Here is a 16229-nt window from a genome sequence, read left to right as displayed (position 1 = left end):
CGTAGCGACAACACGACCACCGTTCAGCCTTCCGAAGCGGCGATATCAAAACAGTGGCGATGATGCCGGGGATAAGGCGCGGGGACTATCAGGTGCGCCTGATTTTAACTAGGCATATGGATTACGCGGGTAGGGCAAGCCCTACTCCGCCCTTCCCACTTCAGACCTTGAAATGACCGACCATCACCTGCAAGTGATTCCCCAGCCGTGCCAACTCGACGCTTGAAGCAGCCGTTTCGTCGCTGGCAGCGGCGGTCTGCTCGCAAACGTCACGCACACTCGTGATGCTGCGACTGATCTCGTCGGCGACGATGCTCTGTTGTTCGGCGGCGGTCGCTATCCGCTGATTCATCGATTGAATGCTCGACACCGTGCGAGTGATGTTCGCCAGCGACAAACCGGCATCTTGGGTCAGCGCGACACAGCTGTCGGTCAGGCTGCGGCTGTTCTTCATCACAAGGGAGACCCGCTCGGTTCCGCTCTGCAGACCGGCAACCAGATCTTCAATCTCTTCGGTGGATTTCTGGGTCCGCTGGGCCAGGCCACGGACTTCGTCGGCCACCACGGCAAAACCGCGGCCCGCGTCACCGGCGCGAGCGGCCTCGATGGCCGCATTGAGCGCCAACAGATTGGTCTGCTCGGCCACCGCTTTGATGACGTCCATCACGCTGCCGATCTTTTTGCTTTCCTGTTGCAACACGGCCACGGCTTCGCTGGAACGGGCAACTTCCATGGCCAGGTGGTCGATGTGTGCAATGACCTGGCCGACAACCCGGTCGCCTTCGCGCGCCTCGTCGTCGGCGGCCGCGGCCGCTTGCGAGGCCTGCTGGGCGTTACGCGCGACCTCCTGCCCCGTGGCGGTCATTTCCTGCATGGCGGTGGCGACCTGATCGGTCTCGATTTTCTGATGGTTGACCCCGACACTGGTTTGCTCGGTCACGGCCGACAGCTCTTCGGCGGCGCTGGCGATCTGCGTCACACCGTCGCGAACACCGCCGATCAGGTTGCGCAGGGTCCCGCCCATATGTTGGATGCCTTGTTGCAGCACGCCCAGTTCATCGCGGCGGGTGACCACCAGGTTATGCGTCAGGTCGCCGGCGGCAATGCGTTCGACTGCATCGAGCGTCGCGCGGATTGGGCGGGTGATCTGGCGACTGATGATCAGGGCGGCCAACATACCCAGAAGCAAAGCGGCTGCCGCGCTACCGCCGAGGAGCATCTTGGCTTGTTGGGAGGCCTGGTCGCGCTTCACTACCTGCTCGGCCGACATCTGTTTACACAACTCAAACAACCGAGCCACTTCCCGGTCCAGAGTCTCCTGTGCCTGTTGGACAGCAAGCTGTGCCTCGTTTAACTGTCCGACTGCAGCGGTATTGGAATCGCCGGCCAGTTGCTTGCGAGTGACTTCACGAACCTCAAGGACACGGCTGAATTGGTTGAACGCCTCACGATAATTGCCGGCAATCTTGATACTTTCTCCTATCGCCTCGATATCCCGAGGTGATTTATGCAATGCACGAGCCCGCAGCAGATTCTGATCGAGAGTGTCCAATTGCCTGAGTACGGCAGCGGCACCTCCAGAGCCATTATTCAGGGTGTAAAACAGACGCGCGATGCGCAGGTCCTTGGTGGTCTTTTCAACTTCCGATATCGACATTTGCTTGTCTGCGCGCTCGCTCAAGGTGTCCAACCCGAACCAACCGACAAAGGTGATGATCAACGTCAGCAGCAAGACCAGGGAGAAGCCCAGTGCAAGCTTCAGATTAACGCTCAGATTACCCAACAGTTTATTCATCAAAATTTTACTCGCAGAGCCTTTCGCTCTTTAGTTTCAAGCAACTGAATTTATGAACCGCAAAAGCATGCCGTGCGGAAGTACGGCTCAAACTCGAAACTGGCCCAGCAGACGATCCAGTTGGCCGGCCAATTGCCGCAGGTCCTGGCTGGCGGCACTGGTTCGTTCGCAGGCCTGAGAGTTCTCCTGAGCAAGGCCGCTGGCCTGGGTGACATTGCGATTGATGTCTTCGACCGCCTGGGATTGTTGAGAGGTCGCACTGGCAATGGAAGCATTGAGCCCGGTCAGGTTACGCAGGGACTGGCCGATCTGATCCAGGCTGCGGCCGGCCAGGTTGGCTTGCTCAATGGTGAGTTGCGACCCCTGGCGGCTCTCGTCAATCACCTTGACCGCGGCGTCGGAGTTGCGCTGCAAGGTTTCGATCATGCCCTGGATCTCGGTGGTCGACAGCTGAGTGCGCTGAGCCAGCATGCGCACTTCGTCCGCCACCACGGCAAATCCGCGACCCTGCTCCCCCGCCCTCGCCGCTTCGATGGCGGCATTGAGGGCAAGCAGGTTGGTTTGCTCGGCAATGGCGCGAATCACTTCCAGCACCCTTCCGATCTGGGTACTTTCCTGCGAAAGGGCCTGAATGACCGCCACCGCTTGCTCGATGGTCCCGGACAGCTGTTCGATCTGCCGTGAACAACTGTCGATACTGCTTTGCCCCAACCGGGCTCGCTCGTCGGCGTCACGCACTTCCCCGGCGGCCTGTTCGGCACTCTTCGCCACATCCTGGACGCCGCACGTCACCTCATTGATTGCCGTCGCCACGCGTTCCATCTGTTGCGACTGCTGCGCGCTGTGCCCCTGGCTCTCGGTGGCGATGGCATTGAGCGAAGCCGAGGCCTGATTCAGCGCATTGGCCGCTTGCAACGACTGCTCGATCACGTCGCGCAGTTTTCCAGTGAAGCCGTTGAAATGACCGGCCAGTGCGGCCAGCTCATCCTGACCGCGAGCATCCAGTTGACGCGTAAGGTCGCCATCTCCGTCGGCGATATCGGCCATCGCGCGCACCGCGTCGTTCAATGGCCGGGTGATGCTCTTGCTGATCAGTATGATCAGGCCGCCCAGCAGCAGGCCGATGCCCAGCAGCACAGCGGCCGCTTTCCACATTTGAGCGCGAAACGCGGCTTGCACGTCATCGGTGTACGCGCCTGAGCCCAACACCCAGGACCATGGCTGGAACAGCTGGACATAAGAGACTTTCCCTACCGGCTCGCTGGCGCCCGGCTTGGGCCAGCGGTACTCCACCAAACCACCACCCTTGCTCTTGGCGACCGCGACCATGTCCATGAACAGGGCCTTGCCGTCCGGATCCTTGAATCCGGAGAGGTCCTGACCGTCGAGCTTGGCATTGGTCGGGTGCATCAACATCTTCGGTCCGAGATCATTGATCCACAGATAGTTATCACCGTCATAGCGCAGCTTGCGCACCATCGCGATGGCTTGTTTCTGTGCGTCTTCGCGGCTCAACGCACCGGTCTTTTCCAAACTGTGGTAGTGCTCGAGTATGTTCATGGCGACTTCCACCACTTGCCGGGTCTTGTCTTCCTTGCCGGCATATTCCTCGGCGTAGATCTGGCGCAACATCGTCAAGCCGAGCAAAAGCAGCATGGTCATGGCGAGCAGGAGTACGATCCACAGCCGACGGCTGATGGGCATGTTACGAAGCGTTTTCATTGAATGTTCGATACTCATGAGGCGAGTTGATGTTTCAGGCTTCGGGCACGGGCCTCTGTTCAGCCGCACAGCCCAGCACCCTTACAGGGCCGTCAGTGCCCATCGGTCTAAGTGCGTTCTTTGGAAAAGCTTGTATTCAACGCCTGCCAGCCATGCCGGCGAGGATTGCCGCGGGGATTTCACCGAGGGGGAGCATGCGCTCCACCGCACCCAGCTTGAACGCCTCCTTCGGCATGCCGAAAACGACGCAGCTGTCTTCGTCCTGGGCCAGGGTTCGAGCACCCGCGTCGCGCATTTCCTTCAGACCTCGTGCACCGTCGTCGCCCATGCCGGTCATGATGATCCCCAGCGCATTGCCGCCGGCCGCACGGGCAGCGGAGCGAAACAGCACGTCGACCGAAGGGCGGTGTCGACTGACCGGCGGACCATCCCGAATCTCCACCTGATACTGGGCACCGCTTCGTGTGAGCAACATGTGCCGCCCACCGGGAGCGATCAGCGCCCGCCCCGGCATGACCCGGTCGCCGTTGCGCGCTTCCAGCACCTCGATACGACACAGCCGATTCAGCCGCTCGGCGAAGGCAGCGGTGAAGCGCTCCGGCATGTGCTGGACAATGACCAGCCCCGGACAGACCAGCGGCAGGCGGGTAAGTATTGCCTCCAACGCCTGGGTGCCGCCGGTGGAGGTCCCTATGGCCACCAGGGTCTCGGTGGTTCGTGCCATCGCCTGGGTTGGGGCCGGCAGGATCGCGTCGGCGGAGAATTTAACAGCGGCCTGGGGAACCAGCCGGCGCAGGTTGGCCCGCGCCGCGCTCTGGATCGCCTGGACCAGTTCATCGACGCAATCGTAAAGAAATTGCTTGAGCCCCAACTTGGGTTTACTGACGATGCCGACCGCCCCTTCCGCCAGCGCTTGCAAGGTCGTCTGTGCCCCGGCCTCGGTCAGCGTGGAACAGATCACCACCGGCGTCGGCCGCTCGACCATCAGTTTCCTCAGGAACGTGATGCCGTCCATGCGCGGCATTTCCACGTCCAGCACCAGCACATCGGGCCATTGCCGTTGCATTTTCTCCAGTGCAAACAACGGGTCGGTGGCCACGCCGATCACCTCGATCCCCGGCTGTGCGGCGAGCACGGTCGACAGCACCTGGCGCACCACGGCGGAGTCGTCGACGATCATGACCTTGATGGGCGTCATGCGCGCCCCTCCTGACGCAGGTCCAGCGCCGGCGCAATGTGCTTGAGCGAAACGTGGCCGCTCCAGAGGTCGAAGATCAGGTTCCGGTGCCCGATCCCCTCCACATGGGTACCGCTGCACGTCAAACCATGAGCCTGTAGCAACTGCCTGGCGGCATCGACGTTCTTCTTGCCCACGTGCTTGTCCTTGTGCCTACCGATAGAGGGAAACATGTTGCCGCCGCCGAATAACTGGATGCGGAATTCCGAGGGCGAGACACCGTGAGCGCGGGCTTCACGCAGCATCAACTCGATGGCTTCGTCGCCATAACGACCGTCCAGCTCCCCGGTTGGCGGGTGCGGCCGGGTCGGCAGCATGAAGTGGCACATACCGCCGATCAGCAGCCTGGGATGCCAGACCACCAGCGATACGCAGGAGCCCAGCAATGTCCGGATGCGCGTGTAGCGATCGCCGAAATACAAGTCGCCCGGCTGCAAGAAAATTTCGATGATGCCGTCGGGTCTACGCATGAGGCTTGCGGTAGATGGAAGGCGCCACGACTTTAAGCTCGTCGCAGACGCCGTTCAGACTCTCCGAGTGACTGACGATGAAATAGCCACCCGGCTTGAGCAGCGGCAGCATGCGCCGCACCACTTGACGCTTGGTTTCGAGGTCGAAATAGATCATGACGTTACGCAGGAAAATCACCTCGAACTCACCCAGCTCCGGCAACGCGGAATTCAAATTGATCTGCTGGAAACGCAGGCGGTTGCGCAACGCCGGGTCTATCAGCAGCTTACCGGCGTGCTCGCCGACCCCCTTGAGGCAATATCGGTTCAACAGGGGCCGAGGAATGTTTTCCGCATCGGCAATGTCGTACAAGCCCGCGCGGGCCTTCTCCAGCACGCGTGTGCTGAGGTCCGAGGCGAGCAATTCCCAAGGTCGACTGCCGAGGGCATCGGCCAAGGACATGGCGATGCTGTAGGGCTCCTCGCCGGAGGAACAGGCGCCACTCCAGACACGTAAGGTGGAGCGGTCGAGCAACTCCGGCAGGATCCGCTCACGGAGGAAGTCGAAATGCTTCGGTTCGCGAAAAAAGTAGGTTTCGTTGGTGGTCAGCAGATCTACCGCGACCTGCAGCTCCGCACGTTCGCTCATCAGCAGGCGAAAGTACTCACCATAGCCGGACAGCCCATGCTGGCGGACGCGCTTGGCCAGGCGACCGCTGACCAGGGGCTTCTTGGCATCGGACATGCTGATCCCGGCGATCTCGAAGATCATCCCGCGAAACTGCTGGAACTCTTTATCGGAAAGCACCGGATTATTCATTTGCAGGGTTCCTTGGGCCGAGGGCGAGGAACTCATTGGCAAAAAGGCCTTGTCCGATATCCAGCACGGTGACGCCCTGGTTGTCGATCGTGACGGTGCCGCGGATGAAATCGCTCGCAATTCCGCTGTTCGATGTTGTCGGCGACTGGATGTCCAGCGCAGGGATCGGCAGCACGTTGACAACCGCATCGACCAGAACACCGATCAACTGCATGGCGTCGTCGCGCATCACTTCGAAAATGATGATGCTGGTGCCTGGGCCGATCTCTATCGGCAGCCCACCGAAATGTGAACCCAAGTCGATCACCGGCACCAGCGCGTCGCGCACCCTGATCGCCCGACGCAACCGCGTCGATAGCCCGGACCCGGCAACGATTCGAGCGGCCCCGACGATCGTTTCGACACTGGATGCACTCACCGCGAACGGCTCGCCCCCAAGTGTAAAAAAGAGGTAGTGATTGTTCGCGGCAATTGTGTCGGCGGTCGGCGAGGCCCCCCTGTCCATATCGACAAAGAGCTGCTCTGTATCAAGTAATCGAGCAGCGAGCCCGTTCAGCTGGCGCAATTTTTCGTCAAGTTCACTGAGCTCCATGTGTAACCGGACATCGGGTTGCTCGCCGATGGCCCCATAACCCACATGACGACGGGAATCGCCGTCCTCTTGTCTGCTAGAGGGCATCTCGAGGTGCTTTGTCGCAAGCACTTGCGAGATGGCGCTGAGTTGTTCGATCGCGTATCGATTGAAGCGCTCGAGGTCGTCGGGCCCGGCATCGACCGGCGACGCAGTTGTAACACTTGCCTGGCTGTCGATTCGCCGCTCCGACCGGTGGCGAAGGCTCAAGACGACGAGTATCACGATGCCGAGCGCCAGGGACGCAAGTAGCCAGAACACCAGGTTGCCGGCGTCAATCAATGAGCTCATTGCATTGCTCCTGACCGCGCACGTTCGTGGTGAACCTCAAGCGTGAAAAAACCCATCAATCGCCGCAATCGCTCGGCCTGGCCGCTCATTTCTTCAGCCATGGCCGCAAGCGCCCCGGAGGCCGAAACGTTCTGATGGGTAATCTGGTTGAGCTGATTCATGGCCGCGCTGATCTGACCCACGCCGAAGGACTGTTCCTCGGAAGCGGCAGCGATTTCCTGGACCAGTACGCTGGTCTTCGCGATGCCGGGAACGATCTCGTCCAGCAGACTGCCCGCACGCTCGGCCAGTGCCACGCTGTCCTTCGCCACTTCACCGATCTCCTGAGCGGCAACCTGGCTACGCTCGGCCAGCTTGCGCACCTCGCCGGCCACCACGGCGAAGCCCTTGCCATGCACACCGGCACGCGCCGCCTCGATGGCGGCATTGAGGGCGAGCAGGTCGGTCTGGTAGGCGATGTCATCAATGATGCCGATCCTTTCTGCGATGCTCTTCATCGCCTGCAGCGTCTCCTTCACCGCGCGATCCCCCTCCCCGGCCTCCCTGGCGACGGCGAGCGCGATGTCTTCGGTCACTTTAGCGTTGCTCCTGTTGCGCAGAATCGAGACCGACACCTGTTGGGTCGACGCCTCGGTCCGGTTCATGCTCGCCGCCTGCTCGCCACTTGCCTGGCTCATGCCCTGGGCAGTGCTGGCAAGCTCTTCCGAGGAACTCGACAAGATACTCACAGCGGCGCGTACTTCACCGATAACCTGCACATGCTGCTTGAGCATGCGTTGCAAAGCGGACAGCAATTGCCCGACCTCATCCGTACTGGTGACCTCGATTTTCATCGTCAAGTCGCCCTCAGCCAGACGGTGGGCCACACTGACCGCCCGACTCAAGGGGCGGCTGAGCATGCGCGAGACCAACACTTGCAGCACGGCGATCACCAGCAGGCACAACAGGACACCGCTCACCGCGATACCCAGGAACGCCGCGTTACCCTGCCGGTCACCTTCAGCCTTGGGGTAAGCCATGACCAGATGAAAGGGCCACTTGTCGAACGTACGCGTGTCGACCTGCCAATCATCACCACCGGTGCCTTCGATCACGGCGAGCACCTGCTCGGCGCTGACGTTGTCCGACCGGAACAGAACGCGATTGTTTTCATCCAGCACCGCCATGAAACCACCGTCCAGCACCTTGGTGCGGCCTACGGCTTCCCGAAGCGCTTGCAGTTCGATCTTGTAACCGACATACCAGATACCGATGACTGCGCCGCGCGCGTCAAAGATCGGTTCATACCCGGCCAGGTAAGGATGGCCAAGCACGTCCACCAGGCCATAGAACGCCCGCCCATGGCGGATGGCTGCTATGGCCTTGCCTTTCGGGTCCAGTCGGGTACCGATCGCCCGCTTCCCATCATCGAGCATGACGTTGGTCGAAATGCGCACGAAATCTTCGCCGCTCCTGGCGAACAAGGTCGCGGTGCCTCCGCCCATATCGGCCGTTACAGAGTCGACGATATGAAAGTCGCCGGCCTGGGGATGCCCTCCAAGCAGCAGGTCGGGAACCGTGACATTTTCGACCCGGACAGCCGAACCCAGGCTGGCGGCGCCCATGGACGTACCGCGTTCTTCCAATAAACGCATCCCATTCTTCACCCGGTCGCGCAGCAGCGTGTCGGTGACTTGCAGAAGCTCCTCCACGCTCTTGAGCTTTTCCTCGTTCAGAAGCTTGAGGTCCGCGTGGGCGACGTCAATTTCATGCAGCCCTACGAAAAATCCACCGCCGATCATTGCCAACGCGATAGGGAACGTGACCGCGATCATCAGGCGCGCCGAAATACCCATACGAACTTTAGAAGTCAACTGTCCGACTCTCCGAACTCAAGCGCCTCGCTCACCTCATCCAGCGCAGCGAGTTCGCCCACCGAGAGCACCCGACCAATGTCCAGAAGAATGACCAAACGGCCGTCGACCTTGCCCATTCCCTGGATGAAATCGGTGCGCACATGCCCACCGAAGGCCGGTGGCGGCTCGATGTCCGACAGATTGATTTCCAACACCTCGTTCACTGCATCGACCAACACGCCGATGACCTGTTGCTCATCGCCACGATCCACTTCAAGGATGACGATGCAGGTGCGCCGTCCGACCTCGGTCGGCCGGCCACCGAAGCGCGCCTCCAGGTCGATCACCGGCACCACGGCACCACGCAGGTTGATCACCCCCCGAATGCTGGGTGGCATCATTGGCACACCGGTGAGCTCGCCGTATTCGATGATTTCCTTCACGCTCAGCGTGCCCACGGCAAACTGTTCGCCGGCCAGGGTGAAGGTCAGGTACTGCCGGGTCGGCAGTGAGCCCGGGGGATTGTCCAGCTTGATCGACTGTCCCACGGCATCACTCCTGGAAACGCACAAAACCGCTCGGCACAGCCGTGTCACGGGTATCAGCCAAGCGGCTGATGGCGGGCAGGTTCGAAACCGCCCTGGACCTGGCAGAAGCGATGGAGGGAGGAGCACCACGCTCATGCTCACCGTGGCCGGCAAGGCTGAAAAAACTCATCAGTTGCTGCAACTGCTCGGCCTGTCCACTCATTTCCTCGGCGGTGGCGGCCAGCTCCTCTGAGGCAGAGGCGTTTTGCTGGGTGATCTGGTTGAGCTGGTTCATCGCCGTATTGATTTGGCCCACACCGGAGGATTGTTCGGCGGAGGCGGCGGCGATTTCCTGGACCAGGTCGCTGGTCTTGGCAATGCCGGGAACAATCTCGTCGAGCAGGCTGCCGGCACGCTCGGCCAGGGCCACCGAGCCCTTGGCTACCTCACCGATTTCCTGGGCGGCGACCTGGCTGCGCTCAGCCAGCTTGCGCACCTCGGCGGCGACCACGGCAAAGCCCTTGCCATGCTCACCGGCACGGGCGGCCTCGATGGCGGCATTGAGCGCGAGCAGGTTGGTCTGGTAGGCGATGTCATCAATGATGCCGATTCTCTCGGCAATGCTCTTCATCGCGCTGACCGTGTCCTTGACCGCCACGCCGCCTTCAACAGCCTGCTTGGCGGCGTTGCCCGCCATACCATCGGTGACCCGGGCGTTTGCGGTGTTTTGCTCGATGGAAGCGGACATCTGCTCGACCGAGGCCGAGGTTTCCTCGACGCTGGCCGCCTGCTCGCTGGAAGCCTGACTCAAGGACTGCGCAGTAGCGGAAACTTCCTCGGAGGCGCTGGTCAGGGCATTGGCCGAGCCACGCACCTCGCCGATGATTTGGGAGAGTTTCTCTACCATGCTCTTCAGCGCGGCGAGCATGCTGCTGGTATCGTTATTACGCAGGGGTATCGTTACACCGAGATCCCCCGCTGCAACCCTGGACAGCACCTGCGCGGCAAACGCCGGCTCGCCGCCCAACTGCCTGAGCAAACCACGGGTAATAAGGAAGGCGATCAAGACTGAAACCAATACCGCGACAATCAGCAGGCCGATGAGAATCTGCTGCGCTCTGTTTGCCGCCACGTCACTCTGGTCGTAAGCCTCTTTAGCCAACTGGTCGTTGAAATCGACGATGTCAGACAACACATCATCAACGACCTGAAACAGCTGCGTGGTCTCGTTGTTCATGAGATCCGTAGCTTTCAAGTTGTCAGTTTGCGCCAGGGTCAAGACCTTCTTGGCCGAAGATTCATAGGGTCCCCAGGCGGCATCAAACTTCTTCAACAGGTCCTTTTCACGATCGGTCAGATAGGTCTTGTTATATTTATCGAGCAGCCCAGCCATCTTTGCTTTATTTCTATCCATGTTCTCGACAATCTTGTCCAGCTCGGTTTTGTCGGAAATCAGATAGTCATAAAGCGCACGGTTGTGATAAATGGCCTGCATGTTGGCATTCGCCACGTCTTTGATGGGGACCAGGTTGTTGGCGTACATTTCATTGAGCATGGTGTTGATGTTATTGCCACCCGCCAAACCAACCAGCGCAATAATCAATGTAATTGATATGACGGAGGCGAAGCCCAAGCCCAGCTTCGTCGCAACGGAAACGCTCTTCATTACTTAACTGCCCTTAAATTGATCACTTTTACAAGCTCACGTATTCGCACCTGACATGGACGTCCCGTTCCCCTGCCGTCAGGATGCAAGTGACACGCGCAATCGCCAGGCAACGAGGATGGGTGGAATGCGCGAACCACGGCACGATCGGTTGCCATGCTTGATACGGATCCGCCACATGTTGACCTAGCCTGCTGGCGGGTACCGGTATCACTCGCTACGCGTCGAAAGATTGGCGGCAAAATGCCAGCGGCCATGATGCAAGCCATGGCCACTGATCGGCCATCAGACCGCGCTGGTTTTTAAGTGAGCATTTTGGGGGTGGCGGTAAGGATCGCCCTACATTGAGCACGGCGTGCGGTGGCTGACCGCGCAGGCCATGTGGCGTGTGTGAAACAGTGCTCTGAACCTTAAAGCTTGAACTGCGCTACCAGGGCATTGAAGGAGCCGGCCAGCCGCGACAGTTCCTGGCTGGAGGCGCTGGTCTGGTTGGCACCCGCAGCGGTCTGGGTCGAGAGGTCCTGGATATTCAGCAGATTACGGTCCACCTCACGGGCGACCTGGGCCTGTTCTTCGGACGCCGAAGCGATCACCAGATTGCGCTCGTTGATGGTCACAACCCTGTCAGTAATTTTCTCCAGCGCCGCCCCGGCGCTCTGGGCCAGCTTCTGGGTGTTGGTGGCCAGCGACAGACTCTTGCCCATGGCAGCGACGGCTCCATTAGCACCAGATTGCACGGTACTGATCATGCCTTCGATTTCTACGGTCGAGGCTTGGGTGCGGTGGGCGAGCGCGCGTACTTCATCGGCCACCACCGCAAACCCACGTCCCTGTTCGCCAGCACGGGCGGCTTCAATGGCGGCGTTGAGCGCCAGCAGGTTAGTTTGTTCGGCGATGCTACGGATCACGTCCAGTACCTTGCTGACTTCCAGAATGTGCCCAGCCAGCTCGGTCACCGTCTCGGTCGACACGGTGATTTCTTCCACCATGGTGCTGATGCCCATGAACGTCTGGTCGACCTGACCGCGGCCTTGAGCGGCATCTTCGGTCGCTGCTTTAGAGGCCTCGGAAGTCGACACAGCGTTGCGCGCCACCTCCTCGACTGCCGCGGTCATTTCATTGACAGCCGTGGCCGCCTGCTGGATCTCGTCATTTTGCCGCGTCAGGCCCCGGGTACTCTCCTCGGTCACAGCGCTCAGGTCTACGGAGGCCGAGGACAACTGATTCGAAGCGTTGGCGATCTGCTGAATGGCGCGCCTCAAACCGCCCTGCATGTCCGCCAAGGCATTAAGCAGTTGCCCCGCTTCATCGCCACGGGTAGTGGAAATGCTTTGGGTCAGATCGCCACTGGCAATGCGCCGGGCACTAGCGACCGCCACTGCTAGTGGGCGAGTGATCATTCGCGTACTTAGAATGCCCAGAGCGACGGCCACCAGAAAGGCAATCCCGATCCCGACCAGCAACCTCAGCCTGGAACTGGCTTCGAGCTCCCGGGCGTCTTCAGCACGTTCTTTGATCTGTCGATTGGTCGAGTCGATCATGACCCGCAGGTACTCGCGGGCACTCTTGAACGCACCCGCCGACAGCGCGTGCAAACGAGTGCGTGCCTGAGCAACATCGCCGGCGTCCATCAACTCAATGACTTTCTGGGCACTTACCACATAAGTGGGCCACAGTTCTTCGTACCTGTCCCCCGCGGCCTGCTCATCCGCCTCCATGGGCGTGGTACGGTAGGTCGCAAAGGCCTTTTCCGCGCGGGCCAGATCCGTCGTCAGGGCCTGGCGAACAAGCATTCTGTCCGCTTCGGGCAGGTCGCTGACCTGAGCGTCGAGCAACTGATAGAGCCCTCGATTATGATTGGTCAGGCTGATCAAGGCCTCGCCGGTGTTGCTCGCTGAAACCAGGTTGTTGGAAAAGGTCAACGACAGTGCAGCGGCCAAACGATTGATCCCCACCATTCCCATCCCACCAACGGCTAGGGTGATCAGGGCGCAAATGACGAACGAGGTCAAAAGCTTGGTCGAGAATTTGGACTGATTCAGAAGGCTCACGTGACAAACTCGATGGATTAGAGATAGAGGTTTAAACGGTTCTTCACGAAGGAGCCCAGGCGATATCAGGACATCACCTGTATCGGCAGCCCTTCTTAAATTCCTTCAGGTTTTCTCTTGCAAGGGGTGTCTTGGACTCTCCGAACAAGTCCTGAGATGTGCTGGATACACCCTCGCTCGCTGGCCGCCACATTGATGTATAGATAATAGGTTCTTCACGGATTACCGAAAAAACAAAAAAAGCCATCCCCGCAAGTAGCGGGGACCCATGTTCGGTCGAGCTATGCAGGGGTACATAAACAACTGACCATGGACTCCCTTCCTGGGAGCGGCACAAAACTGCCATCCCGCGAGTCGCGGGGACCCCATGTTCGGCTGAGCTATGTAGGGGAACATAGACGCAGAACACGGGTTTCCTTCCTAGGAGCGGCACGTAACATGTCGAACGCACGGCAAAACCGAGAGAGATAGAGAGAGAACCTACACCTCTTAGTTGACATGGGCTCAAGGATGCAGTCTTGCAGCATCAGCCGCCATCAGCGGGAGCTGATTTTTGGGTAGGGGGATACTGGTATGTGTCCGGATGTTACTCTGGATTTTTTCAGCGTGGAAAGTCAGACCGCGAGGAAGGAGGCGTACGGATTGACCTGCGCCAATCAATCACGTCCAACAGCATCGATAACTGCGCAGCCGTTGGCGACACGCGGCCCCTGGTTGCTAGCGGCCAGACAAAGCGCCCTTGTTCCAAGCGTTTGCAAAACAGGCACAATCCGTCGCCGCCGCCCACAGCAATTTGATCCGGTCACCACGCCGTCCGCGAAAGGCGACAATCTGACCGGAGAAAGGATCGGCCTCCAGTTGGGTCTGCACCAAAGCCGCCAATCCGTCGAAACCACGGCGCATGTCAGTGACGCTGGCGGCGATCCAGATACGGGTTCCAGCAGGAGGAGCAATCATTGCAATAACTGCTGCAGGACGAGTTGCAGCGTGTGCGGACCGGGTGCACCCGTAACACGCAGCTTGGCTTCTCCTACTTCAACTGCGATTTCGAAATAACGCTCTGCCGGTGGCTGGACGACTTGCGCCAGATCCATTGGCGTCTCGATTATCTGAACAGGTAAAAGCGCTGCACTTTGGCTAACCGGGCCGAATAGCCCCTCTTGGTACTGTTGCCGCCAGCGAAATACCAGGTTGGCGTTGACGTCATGTTCGCGAGCGATCACCGACACGGAGGCACCGGGCTGGAAGGTGGCTTCGACGACTCGGCGTTTAAAGTCGAGCGGGAAGTTGGGACGGCGACCGGTTCGACGGACTGGGGTAACTGTAGCCAAGATAGTGTCCACTAAAAAACGGTGTCCACTATCTTGGCTAATTTGGAGGGCTGTCAGGAGAGGGTGTTGGGCAGACGGTTACACTCGACCTCCCCTCCAATCAACCGTGGAGCTGGCTTGCTCGCGATGGCGTCAGTTCATTCAACATTGATGCAAGCTGCCCCACCGCTATCGCAAGCTAGCTCCCGCAGGGGTGCGTCAGTGACCGAAAAACTTCGACCAGAAGCAATCAATGACCGGCCCTCTCACCTTTGCGATATTCACTGAAGCTCGCTGCATTTTTCTCAAGCGGTAATGCAAGACCATTCGCAATGTAGGAGACCGTACGGTAGTAACCCGCGAGCATCAGAACCTCTAGGATCTGATCGTCGTCGAAGTGTTCTCCAAGGTTCAAGAATGCTTCATCGCTCAACGTCGCTTGATCATGAAGCGCATCGACCGCGGTCAGTAGAGCGGCCTCTTCCGCCTTCCACTGCCCTGGGCGAAGGGGATATTCCAATGTGCCGGCAATCTCTTCCCTGGAGAGCCCGGCGGCCTGCGCGAAGGCCATCACATGCACCCCCCACTCGTATTCACACCCTGTGCGAGCACACACCCTATCGATGACCAGTTCTCTCTGGCGAAGTGTCAGCAATGCGCCATCCAGCAGCGAACCGCCCTTGAATTTTCGCCACGCGCGATCGCTGCTTGCGACGGTCGAGAATAGAACGAGCGGCGGTACCCCTACGCCCATTATCTTGTCGAAATCCGCCCTGACGTCGGCTGGGCAAGGTTCATTGAGTGCTTTGATTCTCGTCATCGCGTATCCTCCGCTATCAAACATGTAGCAAAGATGATCGCTACTAAATATGTAGCAATCAAGGTCAATAACGATGAATGATAATCAGGGCTGCGCTTCATCAATACTCAGGGGACGCCGGCCCATCATGGCGCTTCTGGACTTACTCGGACAAAAATGGGCGCTGAGGATCCTTTGGGAACTGCGCGATGGCGTCATGAGTTCCAGGGCGTTGAGAAGCGCGGCGGGAGACATCTCTCCCACCGTGTTGCAAAGCAGAATCCATGAGCTACGCGACGCGGGCATTGTCGAGCGAGTCGACAGCGGCTATAGCCTCACGCCACTCGGCTTGGAGCTCTCGGAGGCATTCATGCCCCTCTACCGGTTTGCGGACAAATGGGCGGACTGCCTGGAAACTCGATTCATCGAACGGCCCGGTTCATTGCATCAATGAGGTCTGCCTTACCGCCAGCAAGCGAAGGCGCTGAAGCAGCCACCTTATCGTGTGGGAATCCAAGAGGCATGGCGCTGGCAGCGTCCAGCTGTGCCAGTTGATCCGCCGTCAGCGGGACCTCGGCTGACGCCAGGTTATCGGCCATCTTGGGGGTAACTACCGAGCGACATGCGCTTCTGCTTGCCCGCCCAGTAATAACGGAAGAGCCAGACTTTTCCGCCTCTGGCCGTCACATTGAGTGTAAGACCATCACTGTCGCCGAGGGTGTAGTCATTACCGGTGATTCGGGCATGCCGAACTGTCATTTCTGAGAGTGCCATCGCGAGCTCCTGAACAGAGTCAGGGCCAGATGCTCATCTCGCTACACAATCTGCTCCAGCATTAAACCGATTCGGTACGCGTCAGAATTCTGGACTCAATTCTGGACTTAAACGCACCGGATAGTGCTGGATTTCAGTGGTTCACGCTGGAACGAAAAAAGGGCCTAAAGGCCCTGATTTCAATCACTTACAGAATTCAGTGGAACTCTGTAGCGCAATATTTGGAGCGGGAAACGAGACTCGAACTCGCGACCCCGACCTTGGCAAGGTCGTGCTCTACCAACTGAGCTATTCCCGCGTCTTGGTGTGGCGCATTCTATAG

11 protein-coding genes, 1 tRNA gene and 7 pseudogenes are annotated in these 16229 nt (G+C 59.3%); 1 reads left to right on the top strand and 18 read right to left on the bottom strand.

Going from position 1 to position 16229, the window contains the following annotated elements:
* Window positions 1–160: 160 nt before the first annotated feature.
* The 16 genes and pseudogenes from ACLK1G_RS00325 to ACLK1G_RS00250 all read right to left on the bottom strand — a co-directional run.
* Window positions 161–1732 (bottom strand): annotated as a pseudogene (locus ACLK1G_RS00325) (methyl-accepting chemotaxis protein); the annotation flags it as partial.
* Window positions 1733–1882: 150 nt separating this feature from the next.
* The gene (locus ACLK1G_RS00320; protein ID WP_420764021.1) at window positions 1883–2617 is read right to left on the bottom strand and encodes a methyl-accepting chemotaxis protein; all 735 of its coding nucleotides are present in this window, start codon (window positions 2615–2617) and stop codon (window positions 1883–1885) included.
* A 120-nt stretch (window positions 2618–2737) separates the two neighbouring features.
* Window positions 2738–3427 (bottom strand): annotated as a pseudogene (locus tag ACLK1G_RS00315) (cache domain-containing protein); the annotation flags it as partial.
* A gap of 226 nt (window positions 3428–3653) precedes the next feature.
* The gene (locus ACLK1G_RS00310; protein ID WP_420763571.1) at window positions 3654–4715 is read right to left on the bottom strand and encodes a protein-glutamate methylesterase/protein-glutamine glutaminase; all 1062 of its coding nucleotides are present in this window, start codon (window positions 4713–4715) and stop codon (window positions 3654–3656) included.
* Complete coding sequence (locus tag ACLK1G_RS00305) at window positions 4712–5224, bottom strand: chemotaxis protein CheD (protein WP_420763570.1); 513 nt, start codon at window positions 5222–5224, stop codon at window positions 4712–4714. The genes ACLK1G_RS00310 and ACLK1G_RS00305 overlap by 4 nt, the downstream gene beginning before the upstream one ends.
* Entirely contained in the window at window positions 5217–6023 is an 807-nt protein-coding gene (locus tag ACLK1G_RS00300) for a CheR family methyltransferase (RefSeq protein WP_420763569.1), read from the bottom strand. The genes ACLK1G_RS00305 and ACLK1G_RS00300 overlap by 8 nt, the downstream gene beginning before the upstream one ends.
* The gene (locus ACLK1G_RS00295) at window positions 6016–6945 is read right to left on the bottom strand and encodes a chemotaxis protein CheW (RefSeq protein WP_420763568.1); all 930 of its coding nucleotides are present in this window, start codon (window positions 6943–6945) and stop codon (window positions 6016–6018) included. The genes ACLK1G_RS00300 and ACLK1G_RS00295 overlap by 8 nt, the downstream gene beginning before the upstream one ends.
* Window positions 6942–7877: pseudogene (locus ACLK1G_RS00290) on the bottom strand (methyl-accepting chemotaxis protein); the annotation flags it as partial. The gene ACLK1G_RS00295 and the pseudogene ACLK1G_RS00290, both read right to left, overlap by 4 nt.
* A 222-nt stretch (window positions 7878–8099) precedes the next feature.
* A pseudogene (locus ACLK1G_RS00285) lies at window positions 8100–8726 on the bottom strand (Cache 3/Cache 2 fusion domain-containing protein); the annotation flags it as partial.
* A gap of 68 nt (window positions 8727–8794) precedes the next feature.
* Window positions 8795–9328, bottom strand: a complete 534-nt coding sequence (locus ACLK1G_RS00280; RefSeq protein WP_420763567.1) for a chemotaxis protein CheW — start codon at window positions 9326–9328, stop codon at window positions 8795–8797.
* A 4-nt stretch (window positions 9329–9332) separates the two neighbouring features.
* Window positions 9333–10973 (bottom strand): methyl-accepting chemotaxis protein, encoded by a 1641-nt coding sequence (locus ACLK1G_RS00275; RefSeq protein WP_420763566.1) that lies wholly within the window; start codon window positions 10971–10973, stop codon window positions 9333–9335.
* Between the two features lie 410 nt (window positions 10974–11383).
* Window positions 11384–11983: pseudogene (locus tag ACLK1G_RS00270) on the bottom strand (methyl-accepting chemotaxis protein); the annotation flags it as partial.
* A 258-nt stretch (window positions 11984–12241) separates the two neighbouring features.
* Window positions 12242–13024, bottom strand: a pseudogene (locus ACLK1G_RS00265) (MCP four helix bundle domain-containing protein); the annotation flags it as partial.
* Between the two features lie 717 nt (window positions 13025–13741).
* Entirely contained in the window at window positions 13742–13981 is a 240-nt protein-coding gene (gene tnpB, locus ACLK1G_RS25835) for an IS66 family insertion sequence element accessory protein TnpB (protein WP_489685924.1), read from the bottom strand.
* Entirely contained in the window at window positions 13978–14355 is a 378-nt protein-coding gene (tnpA, locus tag ACLK1G_RS00255; RefSeq protein WP_420763565.1) for an IS66-like element accessory protein TnpA, read from the bottom strand. The genes tnpB and tnpA overlap by 4 nt, the downstream gene beginning before the upstream one ends.
* A 229-nt stretch (window positions 14356–14584) precedes the next feature.
* On the bottom strand, window positions 14585–15154 hold the full coding sequence (locus ACLK1G_RS00250; protein WP_420763564.1) for a carboxymuconolactone decarboxylase family protein: 570 nt from the start codon (window positions 15152–15154) through the stop codon (window positions 14585–14587).
* Window positions 15155–15227: 73 nt separating this feature from the next.
* Between ACLK1G_RS00250 and ACLK1G_RS00245 the strand changes: the two genes are divergently transcribed.
* Window positions 15228–15587 carry a winged helix-turn-helix transcriptional regulator gene (locus ACLK1G_RS00245; RefSeq protein WP_420763563.1) on the top strand — a complete coding sequence of 120 codons (360 nt, stop codon included), beginning with the start codon at window positions 15228–15230 and terminating at the stop codon, window positions 15585–15587.
* Window positions 15588–15733: 146 nt separating this feature from the next.
* Here ACLK1G_RS00245 and ACLK1G_RS00240 read toward each other — a convergent pair.
* Window positions 15734–15907 (bottom strand): annotated as a pseudogene (locus tag ACLK1G_RS00240) (Arm DNA-binding domain-containing protein); the annotation flags it as partial.
* 222 nt (window positions 15908–16129) lie between these two features.
* A tRNA-Gly gene (locus ACLK1G_RS00235) sits at window positions 16130–16205 on the bottom strand.
* Window positions 16206–16229: the final 24 nt, after the last annotated feature.

The sequence above is a fragment of the Pseudomonas algeriensis genome (genome assembly GCF_048847255.1).
Lineage (GTDB): Bacteria > Pseudomonadota > Gammaproteobacteria > Pseudomonadales > Pseudomonadaceae > Aquipseudomonas.
Note: the sequence above shows the minus strand (reverse complement) of the source record. Positions and strands in the feature narration are given on the sequence as shown.

What these genes read in the sequence shown, in the direction of transcription:
- ACLK1G_RS00320 (WP_420764021.1), bottom strand. Translation starts at nt 2,617, where the DNA reads ATGGAACGCGTGGCGACGGCAATCAATGAGGTGACGTGCGGCGTCCAG.
- ACLK1G_RS00310 (WP_420763571.1), bottom strand. Translation starts at nt 4,715, where the DNA reads ATGACGCCCATCAAGGTCATGATCGTCGACGACTCCGCCGTGGTGCGC.
- ACLK1G_RS00305 (WP_420763570.1), bottom strand. Translation starts at nt 5,224, where the DNA reads ATGCGTAGACCCGACGGCATCATCGAAATTTTCTTGCAGCCGGGCGAC.
- ACLK1G_RS00300 (WP_420763569.1), bottom strand. Translation starts at nt 6,023, where the DNA reads ATGAATAATCCGGTGCTTTCCGATAAAGAGTTCCAGCAGTTTCGCGGG.
- ACLK1G_RS00295 (WP_420763568.1), bottom strand. Translation starts at nt 6,945, where the DNA reads ATGAGCTCATTGATTGACGCCGGCAACCTGGTGTTCTGGCTACTTGCG.
- ACLK1G_RS00275 (WP_420763566.1), bottom strand. Translation starts at nt 10,973, where the DNA reads ATGAAGAGCGTTTCCGTTGCGACGAAGCTGGGCTTGGGCTTCGCCTCC.
- tnpB (WP_489685924.1), bottom strand. Translation starts at nt 13,981, where the DNA reads ATGATTGCTCCTCCTGCTGGAACCCGTATCTGGATCGCCGCCAGCGTC.
- ACLK1G_RS00250 (WP_420763564.1), bottom strand. Translation starts at nt 15,154, where the DNA reads ATGACGAGAATCAAAGCACTCAATGAACCTTGCCCAGCCGACGTCAGG.
- ACLK1G_RS00245 (WP_420763563.1), top strand. Translation starts at nt 15,228, where the DNA reads ATGAATGATAATCAGGGCTGCGCTTCATCAATACTCAGGGGACGCCGG.